Source organism: Segetibacter koreensis DSM 18137 (assembly GCF_000374045.1).
Taxonomy (GTDB): Bacteria; Bacteroidota; Bacteroidia; order Chitinophagales; family Chitinophagaceae; genus Segetibacter; species Segetibacter koreensis.
Genome location: NZ_KB893348.1, coordinates 109,558 through 127,651, shown reverse-complemented (window position 1 = coordinate 127,651; position 18,094 = coordinate 109,558). Strand labels below are relative to the sequence as shown.

The window sequence follows — 18,094 nt, the reverse complement described above, 5'->3', positions numbered from 1 at the left end:
TTTCAGTTTCAAATATTAGTAAAGCGGATTTTGAATCAACTTATCATTCCTGTTTATCTCATCTAACTTTATGGGGAAAAAATAAAACCTCTGGTTCCAGGCCCGGTCCTGAGCATTTATAACCGAATAGGTAGGTGGAGCAATAGGATTACCTGATGCATTAGCTTTATAACGTATGCTTATGCCTTGTCCCACTGTATACGCTTGCGGTGCGATCATCCAACGGCGAACGTCAAAATAGCGGTGATCTTCAAATGCCAGTTCTATGCGTCTCTCATTACGGTAACGATCTATCAACGCCTGGCCATTATCAGTAATATCAGGCATAGCAGATCTTTTCCTGATCATATTGATATATGTTTTTGCTTCAGCTTCCTGGCCAAGTCCTAAACATGCCTCAGCATAATTTAATAAAATTTCTGTATAGCGGATATATCGCCATGGCTGGTCCTGCTTATCATATTGCGCATTTATTGATGGATCAATAAATTTACGCATATAGTAGCCGGTATACGAACCGTTCCAGTCTTCTAAAGGACTATTTCTTGTATCGAGTCCCGGTATAACGGTGCCATCCGGCTTCTCGTAATATCCTGTTTGCACTATACCTATAGGATCTCTGCCTATAGCGTCAGAAGGCCTTGGTCTCCATTTCGCACCATCATAATTAATAGAGGCATAAAAACGTGGGTCACGGTTTTGATAAGGCGCAGCTTTATGAGCGGGGTTATTCCAGTCGAATTTAGTACCATCGCTCATTTCGTATGCATCAACCATTTGCTGCAAAGGAGTATTGCTACCCCATCCATGCCACCCGTTCGGATTGTTATACAAACCTGGATTATAACCATCCCAGTTCTCATCAATTTTTACAGTAAAATAGCGAAGGTAGATATCCTCGGGATTGTCTTTTGACAGGAACATATCTGCATAATTCTTGCTTGCTTCTTCTACAGAGGCCGGATTGGGCATGTATAAACTATAGACGCCTAAATCTATTACAGCTTTTGCAGCGTCTTTGGCAGCCTGCCAGCGTGCAGCTCTGTCGCCTCCAACATAACCAATTAATTCTTTATTAGCATAACCACCTGCCCATGCTCCATTATTATTATATAAATCACTTGCTGCGTACAACAATACCCTTGATTTTAATGCCAAAGCAGCCCCTTTAGTAGCGCGTCCTTTGTTGGCGCCCTCATATGAAAGTGGTAATAAGGCAGCAGCAGAGTCTAAATCAGAAACAATGGATTTGATGCAGTTTTCGTAAGTATCCCTTGGGACTTTAAACTCGTCGTTCAAGCCAAAAGTTTTCTTAATAAGCGGAACACCTCCATACATAGAAACAAGGTTTTGATATAGGTATCCTCTTAAAAAGTACACTTCACCCTTCATGCGACTCTTGTCGTCAGGGTTATCAAAAGGAGCATTATCTACTTTTTCAAAAAATAGATTAGCAGACCTAATGAACTGGTACACCATGCTCCAGTTCATTAATCTTTGGCGGTTAGCAGTCCAAAATCCTGCGTCAAAGATGCTTAAATCGCTCGGTGTAATTAAACTTTTTGTTACGTTACTGCTACCAAAGTCAGCATTATACATCGTTTCATCTACAACAGATGACATCATGATATTGCTGAAGCCGTGAGGAATACCAAGGTATATGTTGTTAACAAATGTTTGAATTAGCGCAGGATCTTTCCATACCGCCTGATCTCCAAACTTATCAAGCGGCTGTAAATTCATAAAGTCTTTTTTACAAGAAACAGCTCCTGCTAGTACTGCCGCTATAAATAAATAATAAACTCTTTTCATAATAGCTTTTCCAATTGTTTTTAAAAAGTAATTGACAAACCTCCGTTAATGATTTTCTGTAAAGGGTAGCTTTGGCCGCCTGTACTTACGTTACTTCCTGTAGCTCCACCTGTTGGAGAAGTTAATTCAGGATCGAAATCTTTTAGATCGGGGCTATATGTTAACAGGTTATAAGCATTAATGTAAACACGTAAATTTTGAATACCTAACCGACGAACTACTGAAGGAGGAAGATTATAACCGATTTCAATATTCTTCAATCTTACATAGTCAGTCTTGTGAAGCCAGAAAGTGTTCCCACGACCAACCCAATATTCGTTACTGCGATTAAATGTTCTTGGGCCAGATGCATCAGGATTTTGGCTAGTCCAACGATCTGTTGCATAAGATTGTAAGAAGTTACCAATTTCTCCTGATTCTGTTGAGATGTATCGCACTCCTCCTGCAGCTCCCTGAACTAACGCTGAGAAATCAAAGCCTCTGTATTGAACTCCTAAGGTTAAACCACCGGTGAAAGTCGGCAAATCTGATTTTTGAATTCTTATCCTGTCAAAATCATCAATTATACCATCTCCATTTATATCAGCAAAAATAACGTCGCCAGCTCTTGCACCATCCAAATGTGCTGTCTTACTAACAGAAGCGGAATCTCTGTAAATGCCAATGGCTTTATAGTACAATGTGCTGCCGATCGGGTATCCTGTTGACTTTTGATAATCAGGAAGCCCTGCGGGTTCATCCCAAAAATCAATTCTGTTTTTCTGGTATCCCCCATTTAACCCAATTTGATAAGATAATTTTCCAACAGTATTGTTGTAGTTGATACCAAAATCAAAGCCTCTGTTAGATACTCTTGCTATGTTTTCTCTCGGTGGAGTAAATCCAGCCGTAGTTGGTATAGATGCGTTACGTGCCAATAAAATATCAGATCGCTTGTATTGGAAATAATCCGCGGTAACTGATAACCTGTTTTTTAATAAAGTTGCGTCAAATCCAATATTTCCCTGGTCTGCTGTTTCCCATGTTGCATTAGGGTTTGGTACCAATGTCTCGTAAAGTGCCGGATTTTCTACATTACCATTCGTAACAAATGGCAGTGGAGGATTCCATGAGTTCGGTCTTATACCACCAATTCCATAAGTTGAAAGATATTGCCACTCGGGAATTTGATCATTACCGGTTCTACCCCAACTGGCCCTTAACTTAAATGTATTGATAAAAGACAGGCTTTCCTTCCAGAAGTCCTCGTCAGAAATTCTATACCCTAAAGAAACACCAGGGAAAAATCCAAATCTTTTAGCTTCAGGAAAAATGTAAGAGCCCTGGTATCTCCAAACAAATTCGGCTAAATATTTTTCTTTATAGTTATAATTTACCCTGCCAAAATAATTTAATCTTGCCTGCCTGTAAGCAGAACCATTATTTGTAAGGTATTGATCCTGTGCCCCGGCAAACATTTGGTCTAATATAGATGAGATAAAATTTCTGCGGTAAGCGCTAAAATTATCTCCTTTGCCAGTTATTCTTTCTGCACCTATCAAGAACTTAATGTTATGATCATTAAAAACTTTCGTTTCATAATTAAGCAAGCCATTTAAAAGTATGTTTTGATTGTCCTGAGAGTTTTCGGTAAGAGCAGGGCTTGAGAAACCTTTTTGAGATTTTTGAAGCACAGGCTGACCACTGGCATCACGATCTACACCATTCCAGGAATATAAAAACCACGGTGTTTGCCACAACTTATGAAAATCGAAGCCTTTATCTATTGCTGCATTACCGGTAAAAGACAATCCCTCTATCCACGGTATCTTAACATTTAATTTTGCGTTTGAATTTAGTACATACAACTTATCATGGTCGTAACCTGTTGCCTTTGTACTTACTACCACTGGGTTGTCACCGTATTCAATATCAGGTCCGGGTGTGCCATTAGGCCAATAAGCTGTTTCATTAGGTTTTCCTCTCATAACCATCCTGAAAATACTACCCGCTGAGCGTGTTGGAAAGTTGCGATCCTCCATGCGGCCGGCTACGTCAAAAGAAAGACTTATATTTTTACTTACATTGGCATCGAGGTTGCTTCTGAAATCGTACTGATTGTATTTCGTCCCGCTGTTTTTATAATAACCTTCCTGTCCTTTTTTAGAAAGAGAAACAAAATATTTTACTGCTTCATTTCCTCCATTAATGGAGATATTGGCATAGTTCTGGCCAGACCATGGCCTTAATACTTCTTTAAACCAATCGGTATTAGGATGACCCCATGGATCAGATCCGTCCTGATACTTTTTAATATCTTCTGCAGTAAATTTAGGTGCTCTGCCTGCATACTCATTTATTTCATTCAACATAGTAGCATAAGTGGCAGCATCAGCCATTTTTGGAATCCTTGTTGGTCTTCCGTACCCCTGGTTAAAACTTGCAGTAACGGTTGGCTTCCCAGTTTTACCTCTTTTTGTTGTAATTAATATAACTCCGTTAGCAGCCTGTGCTCCGTAAATAGCTGCAGATGCATCTTTTAAAACGGAGATACTTTCAATAGTACTTGGGTCAATTCTATCTAAAGAACGACCAGGTATACCGTCTACCACAATTAACGGGTTATTATTTCCAAGCGTATTCACACCGCGTATTCTTAAAATAGAGCCATCAGCACCCGGCTCGCCACTTGGCGTTACAGTAACAAGGCCTGGCAAACGTCCCCCTAAACTGTTACTTACGTTCATAGTAGGCGACTTTGAAACTTCAGTTCCTTTAACAGTACTTACAGAACCTGTTAAAGTCGCTTTCTTTTGAGTACCGTAACCAACTACGACCACCTGTTGCATTTCTTGTGCACTAGATTGTAGCTGTACATTAATACTTGAGCGATTATTTGTCTTCACTTCCTGCATGGTATAACCAATAGAGCTGATTACCAGGGTTGCATTTGCAGGTGCATTAATAGTGAAGTTTCCGCTAGAGTTAGTTTGGGTAGCAGTTTTCGTGCCCTTAACCTGCACCGTTACTCCTGCTACGGCAGTGTCTCCAGAAAGAACTCTTCCACTGATCGTTTTTTGCTGGGCAAAAAGTGTCGAAGAAATAAACCCTAAGATTACCAGCAAGACAAATTTTCCCTTTTTAAAATTAAAAAAAGTACGATTATTTAATAAATCATCTGAAAAGCAATTGTTCATTGAACTAAATTTTTATTTAGTGATTAAAGTATACCAACTGTAAAACGTTATTAATTTACTTGAACATTAAGCAATGCACACGGCGGCCTTATTCGCCCTTTAGAAGAAAATTTTATCATAGTTGTTTTTAATAAACTTATCATGGTTATAAAACAAAATCACACATACTTGCATACCTATCCCCTGTACTATTATTAGCCAAGCTAATAGCTTATATTACTGTTGATACACCTTTACAATAAGAAGATGTTCGACAATCTTAATATCATTTTGTTTTCAGTGAATAATATAGGGGAGATATGGCGGAAAGTATTATTACGCTCTCAAGGGAAATAATATAATTTTTATCAGCATCCTTATTAAAATATTGTTAGCAATGACGTTAGAAAACCAAGTTTTAAAAAAATAAAAGTAAAATGTATTTTTTACATTTAAACATAATTTTCGCTTTTTTTTTTAATTTTTTTTATGATATACTGCGAGGATTCGTTGGTGCTTTTTCGAAGGACGAGAATTTTAATAATTTTATACCGAGTAGTAAGTATACGCCTTAAATATTCTATAAGAGATTAACTCTGTTTCAACAAGGCCAATTTGAATTGCTTTTCTTTTAAAGTAGAAAAAATTCTCTTCGAGCCGTCCGTTTTACTCTTAAAAATAATCTTGAATTTAATTAAGGGCGCTCATTTTCATCTGGAGACAAGTAAATAGGAATCATCTATAAATTCCTTTAATTCATTAACAGGTATGGATCCGTCAACGATAATAGTGTTCCATAGTTTCTTATTCATATGATAACCCGGAAGAACAGACAAATACTTTTCCCTCAATTCGATTGCTTTCTCAGGGTCACATTTTACATTAAACTGCAAGGGTTGCTTTTCCAATGGCGCAAGTAGGAATATTTTTTCCTTTACTTTAAAAACTAAGGTTTGGGGGCCAAATGGAAAACCTTCTTGTGCTCCTGGTTTTGATTTACAGTATTCCCATAACTGTTCTATATTCATAGAAGAAATTATTTTCTTTTATAAATCGGAACGGTGCTACATGGCTCACCATACATTATGCTTTTAGCAAAAGGACGCAGTTTATTGGTAATTTCAACATAAGCTGCTTCAGGAACCGGTTCATCGCCACAACCTTTTACAACCACCCGTTTATCAGTATATTCCTCACCTTTTATTTTTGAAATGTTTCTAAGCAATAATGTTTGTAATATGTTCTTTTCTTCTCCAAAAACTACCTCTTTAGCTATAGGTTGTAAGTTGCTTGCAACCAGCATATAAGACCAAATAGGAATAATTGCATCAGCAGAACAGGTAATTGATACTAATTTATCTCTAAATCTTTCCCAATCATAGGATTGAAGCGCAGCCCGGAAATCTTTTTCTTTCAATATTAATCCCATAAATAAATGTTCTTTTAAATCAAAAACTGCAGTTTCACCTTTGGGATAAAATTCTTCCAGATCTATTGTAGTAAGTGCACTTTCTGCAACTTTATTTATAATTATATTTTCCATAATGATATCTCAAAGTTACGAAATAAGATTAGGATAAAAAGTGGCACCAGTGTCATTGGTTGCAAAATCGAGTACTTATTAACTCTGTATTCCGGTTGCGTACAGTCCATACAATATTGTAAACTTTTTAGAATAAAAATTTTAGAAAAGAACTTTTTTGGTGGGCGGATTTAAAAGTTTGAAAATAAGATAAATAAAAAACCCGGCCTAAACTGGCCGGGTTACAAAATTTAGAAGAATAATATTAATAAAAATCGAAACGGTTATCTTTTATGTTTGCTGCTTTTTTGAGTGCTTCTATGCTGCGGTAACCCCCCATTTGCTTTTGTTGCATTTCGAGTTGTTTACGCAGTTGCTCAGCGTTCATGTCTGTGTTTGGGACAGCAGAAATGTTTTCACCTTTAATAACAAATACGCCTGTATTTCCTGCGATCGGTTCACTCATTTTGCCTTGTAGGCCTTTGTTAAATGCTGCGCCCGCTATTTTAGGTTCATTGCCAATATTTGGAATGAAGGGTTGTGCAAAACCAACACTATCAGCATGAAGAACGCCTACACCTGCCGACTGAGCTACCTGCTCTAATGTTGTACCCTTAAATTTAGTTGAAATAATTTGCTGCGCTTTCTTTTCATTTATAATTAATGGCTCAGCTAAAGGTCTGGCCTTGGCTACATTCATTAATCCCTTGTCAGATTCTCCTGTTACCACAGCAACTACATATTTATCGCCTAACTCATAAGGCTCACTAACATCTCCGGTCTTATTCTCATATATCCACCTGATAAACTGGCGGCTATCTCCTAAACCAGCAATCTGAAAATCATTTTTCTTAATATCAGGAACAGATAGTACCGGCAAATGTTGTTTGGAAGCATTTTCCGTAAACTGTTTGTTATTACGGCTGCTTGCAGCAAACTGGGAAGCTGCATTATTCGCTGTATTAATTGTCTCCTGGCTAGCTTCGATCGGCCTTGAGAGATAGGCAATTTTATAAGCAGGTTCAATTTTCTTTTGGTCCACTACCTCTATATAATGATAACCACTATAAGCCTGGTTTTCTACCTTAACTACTTTTTTATCACCTGGTTTTCCATAAAAAGCGACTTCGGCAAATTCTTTACTAAGGTTAGGAAATTGAGAAGAGGTAAAATCATATTCGCCTTTTGTGTTTTTACTTCCCTGGTCGTCGCTATATTTTTGTACAAGTGCATTAAAATCTGCTCCCGACTGCGCTGCTGCTGCTATACTGTCAATTCTTTTTTTAGCTATACTATCGGATAATGTTGGCTGACCTTTTTCTGCTGTCTTTATCAGGATATGACGCACTTTTACACTGTCTGGCATTGTACGCTTGTCTATCATTTTTGCGAGTGTGTAGTTTCCTCCATCTATAAATGGACCATAAACTTGTCCGATCGCTAACTTTTTTATAGTATCCGCATTAGGAACCTGTAGTTTAGAACCTAATGTATAACCATTAAAATAAGGAGTTTCTGAACTTACCCTTGCCAAATACGTTTCCGGATCTGTTGCTGCTGCAAACTCGCTTTTCAGACTATTAACCTGGTCTAATATTTTGGCGCTGTCCTGCCTTGATGCAGAGGCGTTGAATACGACATAAGAAACTGAGCGAACTGCTTCGTCCTGCTTAAAAGATTCCTTATGTTTTTGTATATAGCTTTTTATATCGTCGTCCGTTACCTTAACTGAACTATCGCTAATAGTTGCGTAAGGAACGGATACATAAGAAAAACGAGCCACTGAACTTTGATCGGCAAGTGTTCTTTCTGCCAACCACTTAGGTACGAAAGAGCTATTTCCCAACAAAGCCATGTACTTCATACGAAGCGCCTGGTCAATTGTGGGTTGAATATATGCCTCGTTAAACATTTCGAGGTTCGGATTATTCTTTTGTTTTTTTATCTGCGCAAAATATTGCTTTGCCTGGTTCACATTAAACTGGCCAGTTTGTGGGTCGGTAAATTGCTGACTGAGCCATTGAGGGGGGTTAGCACCAAAAAGTACGTCGTTCAGCTCTTTGGCCGTAAGCTGTAGACCTACCTTTTCGTATTCCTGGTTCATTACGATCTCGTCAACAGTTTGATCCCAAACGCTACTTATTAGTTGTTCGCGTTGCGGAGCCTGGGATCCATACATCGCTGTCTGCAGATTTATTTTCTTCTCAAAATCATTTCTTTCGATCTTCTCGCCATTAACTTTACCTATGCTTCCGTTAGCGCTTCCCATACCTCTACCACGACCAACAAAAGCATCCATTAAAATAAAACCAACCAGGCTAAGGGCAATAACCGCGATAACCAAAGCGGCATATTTATCCCTGATTTTTTGAATAACCGACATATTGTTTAATATCTTTTAAAATTGGAGGGCAAAAATAGGGGAATAATTGTTTGAATAAATGTGGAAAAAATTCTAAAACCCTTATTACTGCTCCATTACAGAAATCTTGGCACAACTTTTTATTGTTAATAACTGATTCACTAACCTGAAAAGTTCAAATTTCAAAAAATTTTGTTTCCACAATCCATTGTTTATAACAACAATTTCTGTGGAAAAGTCTTTGTTTTCCTTTTAATAATGGGGAAATTTATAGAAAAACTTCCCTCCTTTTTATAAACCCCGGTTGTAATAATCCTATTCAACTTAGTTTATTCTTTGCCGGTTAACATTAAGATAACTAACGCGCTTGATTTGATTTATACAGTACTGCAGTTATCCTCTAGTGTTAGTAAACTATTATAATCCTTAATTTTACTGTATTAACTAATGTGAAATGGTTGTGAATAAAGGTGTATAAAGCAGTAATTTTTACTTTTTAAAATAATTTTGGTAAAAGTTATCCCGTTATTAACAGCCGTAGTAGTAATAGGTTTATTTATAAATAATGTATTATAAGTATTAATACAACGATTATGAACATTGCTGAAGCAAAAAATAAAGTAGAAGAAAAAGGTTTCCTGGACATAGATATAGATGTACAGATGGATTTATTTTCAGAAATTGAAAGACTGAAAAAAGAAAAGAATGCGATTGTGCTCGCCCATTATTACCAGGAGGCAGATATACAGGATGTGGCAGATTTTTTAGGTGATAGTTTAGGTTTGGCGCAAAAGGCTCAATCTACTAACGCAGATATGATAGTATTTGCAGGAGTACACTTTATGGCCGAAACCGCTAAAATTCTTAATCCCACTAAGAAAGTGGTTTTGCCCGACTTAAAAGCAGGATGTTCTTTAGCAGATAGCGCACCTGCAGATATGTTCAAAGCTTTTAAAGAAAAGCATCCTGATCATCTGGTGATTAGTTATATTAATTGCACTGCTGAAATAAAGGCACTAAGTGATATTATTTGTACCAGTAGCAACGCCGAGGCAATTTTGAACAGTCTGCCGGCTGATCAAAAAATAATCTTTGCCCCTGATAAAAATTTAGGTGGTTTTTTAAATAAAAAAACAGGGCGAAACATGCTGTTGTGGAATGGAGCATGTATGGTACATGAAATCTTTAGCCTGGAAAAAATTACGAAGCTAAAAGTTCGACACCCTGATGCAAAGGTCATAGCTCACCCTGAATGTGAAGAAGCTGTTCTTCGTGTTGCTGATTTTATTGGTAGCACCACGCAGTTGTTAAAATATGCTGTTACAGACAAATTCAATGAGTTTATCGTCGCTACCGAGACGGGTATTTTGCACCAGATGCAAAAAGATGCACCTTATAAAACTTTTATTCCTGCACCGCCAAATAATAATTGTGCATGTAATGACTGCCCTTATATGAAACTAAACAATCTTGAAAAACTGTATTTGTGTATGGAATACGAAACACCTGAGATCCTAATGGATGAGCAACTACGTCTTGCAGCTAAAAAGCCAATAGATCGAATGCTCGACATAAGCAGGGCAGCCGGCTTAATTGGATAAATTTCAATTAGGTAACTATAAAAAAAGACATTATATGTATTTTATAATGTCTTTTTTTAGTGCTTTTTTAAGGAAGATTAATAATTGTACTCTACCTCAAGCAAGTGCTCATGGGCCCGGATTTTCTTTTTCTTTTTGTATAGTGCCCATACTAGTCCTGCAGTAGCAAGCGCTGTAAAGCCGAAAGTTTTAAGGGGTAGTTCATTTTTCAAGTGTTTCTTTGGCGGAACATAAATGACCCCATTTGCGTTAGTAATTGCTGGATTTGGTACGTATCTGCCTTGTTCTGGTATAGCTTCAGTATCAAAGTGATTGCTAAGTTCTTTCAACGATTCCTGCAATTCGAGTCCGCGCATTGGCTGTCCGTGGCCGGTAGCTGCAATTTTAGGGCTCAGTTTAATAAGCTCTTCAACTGAGTTTCTTGCATCATCCCAGTCACATGTAAAGTATTTAGGTGGACCGGAAAGTTTTTTTGTTTGCAGCATTACAGAAATCACTGATTCTTGTTTCGTAGTTACAAAAGCATCTCCGGCTATTAAGACTCCGTCACTTTCTCTAAATAGGCTAATATGACCTGGAGAGTGGCCAGGAGTGTGAATATATTTCCATTCGCGTAAAACTGGTATAGATCCGTTGCCAGGTAATACTTTTACATGCTTCCATATATTTATGGGGCTGTTAGGGTATAAGAAGGACATTGTAGCCATTAAACCACCGCCCACTGTAGGGTCGGGTGGTGGATAGTCTGATTGGCCTGTTAGATAAGGTATTTCCAAATGGTGGGCAAACACAGGTACGTCCCATTCCTCTGCAAGGCTTTCTACAGAACCTACATGGTCGAAGTGACCGTGTGTTAAGATAATTGCTTCTGGTTTACTTCCTACACCAAAAAGATAGTCTGCCATTTCCTTCACCTTAGAAGCAGACCATTTTAAGCCCGTATCAACCAAAACCCATTCATTATTTTCCAGATCCTGGATCATGTAGAAATTTACGAAAACGTCCTTTCTTCCCCACACACCGGGCGCTACCGTAAACATACTAGATAATACCTCTGCATTATTTTTCATATTTCTTATAAATCGTTAAATTATTAATTAAAATACTTGGTAATCGGAGCAATAAAAGCATGCCATCGTCAATCTATTTTAGAAAAACAAATTGATTAACAGTTATCAAAAAGATTAATTTGTGAGAAACAGCTTTGTTTCACTTTTATGTAACTTAGAGTCAAGTTCGTTCTAGTTTAAGTAACGGCAATTACTAAAAGTTTATAAAAATGTGTACAGAGACCGATGTTTTTATTTAATGCCTCAAAAGGGTGGTTAGTTAAAATCAGATTTCTTTTGCGGCATATGTTTTTTATACAATCCCTTAAATCCAACCACAATGTCAATGCAAACTGATCCAAAAGAAACTAATACGAGTCATCAGCCCACTACTAATGATCCGGATGAAGTTATAGATACTCCTAAAGAAGTGGAAGAGTCTAATGATGAAAAGATTGATGAGGATTTTCCAGGTTATCCCCACTATCCTGCTAAAGAAGATATATTGAATCAAGGAAATGATATTGAAAGAGTAGACGTTGATGTAGAAAATCTTACACGGTCGCATAAAATTCCCTCCGATCATATTAAGAGGATCGAAGGAACTCCAGAAATAGAGCCGGACTTTACACAGGCAAATGAAGAAGAACCTGATGATTTAGGAATGGTTGCTGGTACAGATGCTGATGTGACAGACGAGGACCTTTTAATTTTAGGACCGAAAGATGCGGACATGGACATGGACGAAGATGAAGAACTGAGAGCAAGGGGTTGGGTTCCGATGACAGGAAAAGACCTCGATGTTCCAGATGCTGAGTTAGAAGGTAATGACCAGAACACAGTAGGGCAGGAAGACGAAGAAAACAGTTACTACAGCCTCGGTGGTGATGAAATGGAGAAATTAGAGGAAAATGATGATCAGAATAATTTTTAATCGAACTTGTAATAAGTATTTCTACTCCTGTGTTCTTGTAAAAGCCTGTTTGTTAACCTTTATTCCTGCTTTATAATACTTAAATGCTTCTACAATAAATTGTCCAAATTCAAGATCGTTAAATTGAGTTGTCATTTCAAAGGTTGGCCGGTACTCGTTCATAAAGCTATCTATTTCAGGGGCGTTTAATCCTGTGAGTTTTTTAACTAGGCCTTTATTGAACCGGTGATCGATGTACTTTTCCTTTTCGTCCTGCTCCAATCTTCGTTGAAAGGCCAGCATCCTTTTATTCTTTTTGAATTTAAACATGTTTATAAATTCATCCAGATCTAAACCCACCGGGGCATTAGCTTCATAAGGATTGATTGAGGTTTTAAATCCTGGTTTTCGGTAATCGAAAATTTTCTGATAGTCTAACCTGTTTTGCAAAGAATCCAAATGGTAATTTCTTTGTTTTACAAATACTTCAGGTAACTCTTTCACTTTTCTTAAAATAGAAATATCAAATGATCCGGGATTCTGAATATTTTTTACGAAATATTTGGGAGTTGGTTTATTTAAAAATGAAAAATAGATAGAATCGGTTTCGTTTACGGTCAGATTATATTGTCCCAAAGAATCTGTGACTGTTCCTTTCCCTGAAGTACTTACAACACTTACAAATTCTATGGGTGTTTTTTTGGTTATATCATATACTGTTCCGCTTATCGTTATTTTTTGAGAAATTCCTACCTGTGCACTTAAGAGGATTAAAGAAAGACAAAAAGATATTTGAAGTTTATTTTGAAACAATAACAAAAATTTTAATCTTCAATATTACACATGTACAATTGTTATCGATTTCGTAATTGGTCTTTTAACTACAATTTGGGAAACAGAAACTGCCTATAGATATTTATCTCCAATGTTTCTTTTTACTTCTGCTACATATTCCTTGATTTCCTGTTCTTTTTCTTTTTTGCATATTAATAAAACATCCTCTGTGTCTACAACAATAAAATTGTTTAGTCCTTGCAGAACCAAAAGCTTCTCATGGGGAGCTGAAATCATACACTGTGTAGAGTCTATTACCATAACCTTGTCTCCTGCTATTGCATTTCCCAGGTAATCCTTTTCGAGGTTATCATACGCACTAGTCCAAGTTCCCAAATCACTCCATCCAAAGCTGCTTGGAATTACATACACGTTGTCTGCTTTTTCCATTATAGCATAATCAATCGATATGCTTGTGCATAAGGGGTATATACTGTCCAATGCATTTTTTTCTTCTTCAGTATTAAATTTTTCTTTTTCTGCAGAAAAAAGTTCAAAAATTTCTGGCTGGTGAGTTTCAAACTTGTTGATAATTGTAGATACTTTCCAAATGAAGATACCCGCATTCCATAAAAAGTCGCCGCTTAATAGAAAAGTCTTTGCTAGCTCCAGGTTAGGTTTTTCGGTAAAGGTTCTTACTTTAAATATATTATCTTCTACAGACTCTGCCTCGTGCTGTATATAGCCATAACCTGTATTGGGGTAAGTGGGCTTAATACCTAAAGTTACTAGGGCGTTATTACTATGTACAAATTCAAATGCTTTTTTACATGTTTCTTCAAAGGTGGCATTATCTAATATGAGATGATCTGCGGGTGCAATTATTAGTGTAGCATCCGGATTTGTCTGCATTATTTTAAATGAAATAAATGCAATACATGGCGCTGTGTTTTTACGACTTGGTTCTGAAACTATATTTTCTTCATTTATTTCAGGCAACTGTTCTTTTACTATTGCTGAGTATTCCTTTAAGGTAATAATATAAATATTTTCTTTTGGAATAAATTGCTGAAAGCGTTCAAAAGTATATTGAATTAATGTTTTGCCTGTGTTTAATATATCAAGAAATTGTTTTGGATAACTTACCCTGCTTTTAGGCCAAAATCTACTGCCTATACCGCCGGCAATGATTGCTACAAATTGATTTTTATTCATTTTGGAATTTATGGTGTAATAATCCTTTTTTTTATTATACAATTCCTTCTTTTACCAGGTCATGTAAATGAAGCATGCCAAGATAAAAATAATCTTTCGATATAACTATTAGTTGACTAATATCACAATTTCGTAAAATTTCCAGCGCATTCACTGCAAGTTCATCTGCTAAAATGCTTTTTGGATTAGCAGTTAATATATCTGTAGCCTTTATATTTTCAAGAGTGCTGCTTGATTCAAGCATTCTTCTTAGGTCACCATCAGTTATAATTCCACACACCTTTCCATCTGGTGTTGTAACTGCAGTTGCTCCTAATCGGCTCTTTGTTATTTCTACAATTATCGCTTTCAACCCTGCCTCAGGTGAAACTGCGGGTTTTGCATTAGAAACGTATAAATCTTGCACCTTTAAGTATAATCTTTTTCCGAGGTTGCCGCCCGGGTGATATTTCGCGAAATCTTCACCCTTAAACCCTGCCATTGTCATCAAACACACTGCAATAGCATCTCCCATTACCATTTGTGCTGTTGTACTACTGGTTGGAGCAAGATTATTAGGACACGCTTCTTGAGAGACTGCGGTATTTAAAAAATAGTTGCAATTTTTAGCAAGAAAAGAGGTATTGTTTCCACCCATTCCTATTAGTATATTACCGAAATTCCTAATTAACGGAATAAGTACTTTTATTTCAGGGCTTTCACCGCTTTTGCTTATCAGCATTACCACATCTGGTTTTTGAACCATTCCTATATCTCCGTGTATAGCATCAGCAGCGTGCATAAACACACTGGGAGTACCAGTACTATTAAGGGTAGCAACTATTTTTTGTGCTATTATTGCACTTTTGCCCACGCCGCTGATTACTAATCGTCCTCTACAATTAAAAATTGTTTCAACTGTTTTTTCGAAATCGCTATCAATGTATTTGGACAATCCCGCTATAGATTCAGCTTCTAACCGAATGGTTCTCAAGGCTGTAGTAGATATCATTTCATTCATTGATGGTAAAAATACTATTGATTAATTTAATATAATCGACTGCGATATTAAGATTCAGAAACTCCAAACAAAGAAATACCTTTTGCCTGTTTAAATATTTATTTAGGCAAGGTGTAGAGTTAAACTTTAACAAATGGCCTTTTTATTTAACAGCGGTCATTCACTAACTTCGCTAACCATAAAAATTTTGAGGTTTTTATCAAAACTTTAAATACTAAAAGTTTGGTAAAGAATTGTTTTATCTAAAACGACCTTAAGAAAACTGCCGTATAGGTGAAATGGAAACAATTAAATGATGCCGAGTAAGACAACTATAAAAAAAACAGCAGCGAAGAAAGTATCTTCAGAAGGGACAGTATCTAAAAAAACAACTACATCAGCAGTTTCTCAGGTGCACGAACACAATTATGACGTGCATAAATATCTGGTAGAGTATTTCGGTTTTGATAAATTTAAAGGCACACAGGAACAAGCGATTAATAGTCTTTTAAGTGGTAAAGACACTTTTGTTATTATGCCAACCGGCGGTGGAAAAAGCTTGTGTTACCAGTTACCTGCTTTGATGATGGAGGGATGTGCTATTATAGTAAGTCCTCTCATTGCTCTAATGAAGAACCAGGTAGATTTGGTAAGAGGCTATAGTGAAAAAGATCATGTTGCTCATTTTCTTAATTCATCTCTTACTAAGGCGCAACAGCGCGAGGTGAAGTCAGATTTGACGGAAGGCAAAACAAAGTTGCTTTACGTAGCACCGGAAACGCTGACAAAACAGGAGAATCTCGATTTTTTTAGTGATTTAAAAATATCTTTTTTCGCGGTAGATGAGGCTCATTGCATTTCTGAATGGGGACATGATTTCAGGCCCGAATACCGCAGGCTGAAAGAAATGATGTCTGTCATTAATCCTAACGTAGCTATTATTGCCCTAACTGCCACCGCAACACCTAAAGTACAGAGTGATATTTTAAAAAACCTTGGTCTTCGTAATCCTACTATTTTTATTTCTTCTTTTAACAGGGAGAATTTATATTATGAAATTCAGCCAAAAATTAAAAAAGATCAGACAATAAAAAATATTGTTCGGTTCATTTCTCAAAATGTTGGTAAAAGTGGCATAATATATACCCTAAACAGAAAAACTACTGAAGAACTTGCAGAAATTCTTGTTGCGAATAAAATAAAAGCGGTGGCTTACCATGCAGGTTTAGATGCAAAGCTACGAGCAGAAAGGCAAGATAAATTTTTGAAGGAAGATACGCAGGTAATTGTCGCTACAATTGCATTTGGAATGGGTATTGACAAGCCTGATATTCGTTTTGTTATTCATTATAATATTCCAAAAAGTATTGAAAACTACTACCAGGAAACAGGAAGAGCAGGTCGAGATGGATTAGAAGGAAAATGTATATTATATTATTCTCATAAGGATGTGTCTAAATTAGAACACCTTATGCGTGATAAGCCATTAAGCGAACGTGAAGTGGGCGCCCAATTAATTAATGAAACGGTCAGTTACGCTGAAACAAGCGTTTGCCGTCGAAAAGTGTTGCTTCATTATTTTGGTGAGGATTGGGATACTTCCAAGTGTGCTGGAACAGGGGGTTGCGATAACTGCACGCCAAAGGAACAAATAGAGGCAAAAGACAGTGTTGTAAAAGTTCTTAAAACAGTAAAGGCGTTAGACCAGAGATTTGCAATAGATTATGTTGTTAATGTAATTATGGGCAAGCTGACACCTCAGATACAGATGTACAACCATAATAATTTGCCTGTATTTGGTACCGGCAGCGATGAAGATTCACATTATTGGAATAGTCTTATAAGGCAAATGCTTCTGGCTAACCTTCTTGTAAAAGACATAGAGGAATACGGTTTATTGAAATTTACTCCAACTTCGGAACTTTTTATAAAGAAGCCTTCAAGTTTTCTTATTTCTTTAAATAATAAGTTTGAAGATGCTAATTCTGAAGATGACGAAGAGCCGGATGCGCCTGTAGCCGCAGTAGGTTCAGCAGCTGATAATGTTCTATTTGAGATGTTAAAAGAATTGAGACAAAAAGAAGCAAAAAAGAAAGGTTTGCCTCCGTTTGTTCTTTTTCTTGAAAATTCTTTACAGGACATGGCAACCATCTATCCTACAACTTTAAAAGAATTGGAAAAGTGCCAGGGAGTGAGTGTAGGGAAAGCATTAAAATATGGTAAGCCTTTTGTTGAACTGATTGGGAAGTATGTAGAAGAAAATGAAATAGAGAAACCAGATGATTTCGTAATGAAAAGTGTTGCTAATAAAAGCAGCAATAAAATTTTTATTATACAAAATGTAGATAAGAAAATTCCTTTGGAGACAATAGCAAAAACAAAAGATTTAAGGATAGACGATTTGTTGGAAGAAATGGAGACTATTGTTGCAAGTGGAACTAAGCTTAATCTTGGTTACGCAATAGATAATATGCTCGATGAAGATGAGCAGGAAGAAATAATAGATTATTTCCGCAGCTGTGAAACTTCTTCACTAGATGTTGCTCAAGAGGAATTAGCGGACGGTGGATATGATTGGGAGCAGCTTAAAATCATGCGGATAAAGTTTTTGAGCGAATATGGTAACTAAAATTATTTGAACCCCACCTGTAATGTGGGGTTTTTTATTATTGTTATTTTTGAGCTCGTAAGTCGTGTTTCAAATTCGAGAGC

12 protein-coding genes are annotated in these 18,094 nt (G+C 36.8%); 3 read left to right on the top strand and 9 right to left on the bottom strand.

Annotated elements, in window-relative coordinates; genetic code table 11:
* Window positions 1–15: 15 nt before the first annotated feature.
* The 5 genes from B154_RS0119950 to B154_RS0119930 form a co-directional block, all read right to left on the bottom strand.
* Window positions 16–1,812, bottom strand: a complete 1,797-nt coding sequence (locus tag B154_RS0119950) for a RagB/SusD family nutrient uptake outer membrane protein (RefSeq protein WP_018616101.1) — start codon at window positions 1,810–1,812, stop codon at window positions 16–18.
* A 20-nt stretch (window positions 1,813–1,832) separates the two neighbouring features.
* Window positions 1,833–4,988 (bottom strand): SusC/RagA family TonB-linked outer membrane protein, encoded by a 3,156-nt coding sequence (locus tag B154_RS0119945; protein WP_018616099.1) that lies wholly within the window; start codon window positions 4,986–4,988, stop codon window positions 1,833–1,835.
* 689 nt (window positions 4,989–5,677) lie between these two features.
* Entirely contained in the window at window positions 5,678–5,995 is a 318-nt protein-coding gene (locus B154_RS0119940) for an MmcQ/YjbR family DNA-binding protein (protein ID WP_018616097.1), read from the bottom strand.
* An 8-nt stretch (window positions 5,996–6,003) separates the two neighbouring features.
* Window positions 6,004–6,510 carry a DUF2480 family protein gene (locus tag B154_RS0119935; RefSeq protein ID WP_018616095.1) on the bottom strand — a complete coding sequence of 169 codons (507 nt, stop codon included), beginning with the start codon at window positions 6,508–6,510 and terminating at the stop codon, window positions 6,004–6,006.
* Window positions 6,511–6,754: 244 nt separating this feature from the next.
* Window positions 6,755–8,872 (bottom strand): peptidylprolyl isomerase, encoded by a 2,118-nt coding sequence (locus B154_RS0119930; RefSeq protein WP_018616093.1) that lies wholly within the window; start codon window positions 8,870–8,872, stop codon window positions 6,755–6,757.
* 572 nt (window positions 8,873–9,444) lie between these two features.
* Between B154_RS0119930 and nadA the strand changes: the two genes are divergently transcribed.
* Window positions 9,445–10,452 carry a quinolinate synthase NadA gene (gene nadA, locus B154_RS0119925; protein WP_018616092.1) on the top strand — a complete coding sequence of 336 codons (1,008 nt, stop codon included), beginning with the start codon at window positions 9,445–9,447 and terminating at the stop codon, window positions 10,450–10,452.
* Window positions 10,453–10,529: 77 nt separating this feature from the next.
* Here nadA and B154_RS29210 read toward each other — a convergent pair whose 3' ends face one another.
* The gene (locus B154_RS29210; RefSeq protein WP_157580888.1) at window positions 10,530–11,522 is read right to left on the bottom strand and encodes an MBL fold metallo-hydrolase; all 993 of its coding nucleotides are present in this window, start codon (window positions 11,520–11,522) and stop codon (window positions 10,530–10,532) included.
* Between the two features lie 319 nt (window positions 11,523–11,841).
* Here B154_RS29210 and B154_RS29205 point away from each other — a divergent pair, with 319 nt between their 5' ends.
* Window positions 11,842–12,435 (top strand): hypothetical protein, encoded by a 594-nt coding sequence (locus B154_RS29205; protein WP_018616090.1) that lies wholly within the window; start codon window positions 11,842–11,844, stop codon window positions 12,433–12,435.
* A gap of 21 nt (window positions 12,436–12,456) precedes the next feature.
* Here B154_RS29205 and B154_RS29200 read toward each other — a convergent pair whose 3' ends face one another.
* The 3 genes from B154_RS29200 to B154_RS0119900 all read right to left on the bottom strand — a co-directional run bounded on the left by B154_RS29200 (window position 12,457) and on the right by B154_RS0119900 (window position 15,403).
* Window positions 12,457–13,227: a carboxypeptidase-like regulatory domain-containing protein gene (locus B154_RS29200; protein WP_018616089.1), complete on the bottom strand. Its 771-nt coding sequence runs from the start codon at window positions 13,225–13,227 to the stop codon at window positions 12,457–12,459.
* 93 nt (window positions 13,228–13,320) lie between these two features.
* Complete coding sequence (locus tag B154_RS0119905) at window positions 13,321–14,403, bottom strand: mannose-1-phosphate guanylyltransferase (RefSeq protein ID WP_026260321.1); 1,083 nt, start codon at window positions 14,401–14,403, stop codon at window positions 13,321–13,323.
* A gap of 34 nt (window positions 14,404–14,437) precedes the next feature.
* Complete coding sequence (locus tag B154_RS0119900; RefSeq protein WP_018616087.1) at window positions 14,438–15,403, bottom strand: KpsF/GutQ family sugar-phosphate isomerase; 966 nt, start codon at window positions 15,401–15,403, stop codon at window positions 14,438–14,440.
* A 295-nt stretch (window positions 15,404–15,698) separates the two neighbouring features.
* Between B154_RS0119900 and recQ the strand changes: the two genes are divergently transcribed.
* On the top strand, window positions 15,699–18,011 hold the full coding sequence (gene recQ / locus B154_RS0119895; protein ID WP_157580886.1) for a DNA helicase RecQ: 2,313 nt from the start codon (window positions 15,699–15,701) through the stop codon (window positions 18,009–18,011).
* The last annotated feature ends 83 nt before the right edge of the window (window positions 18,012–18,094 follow it).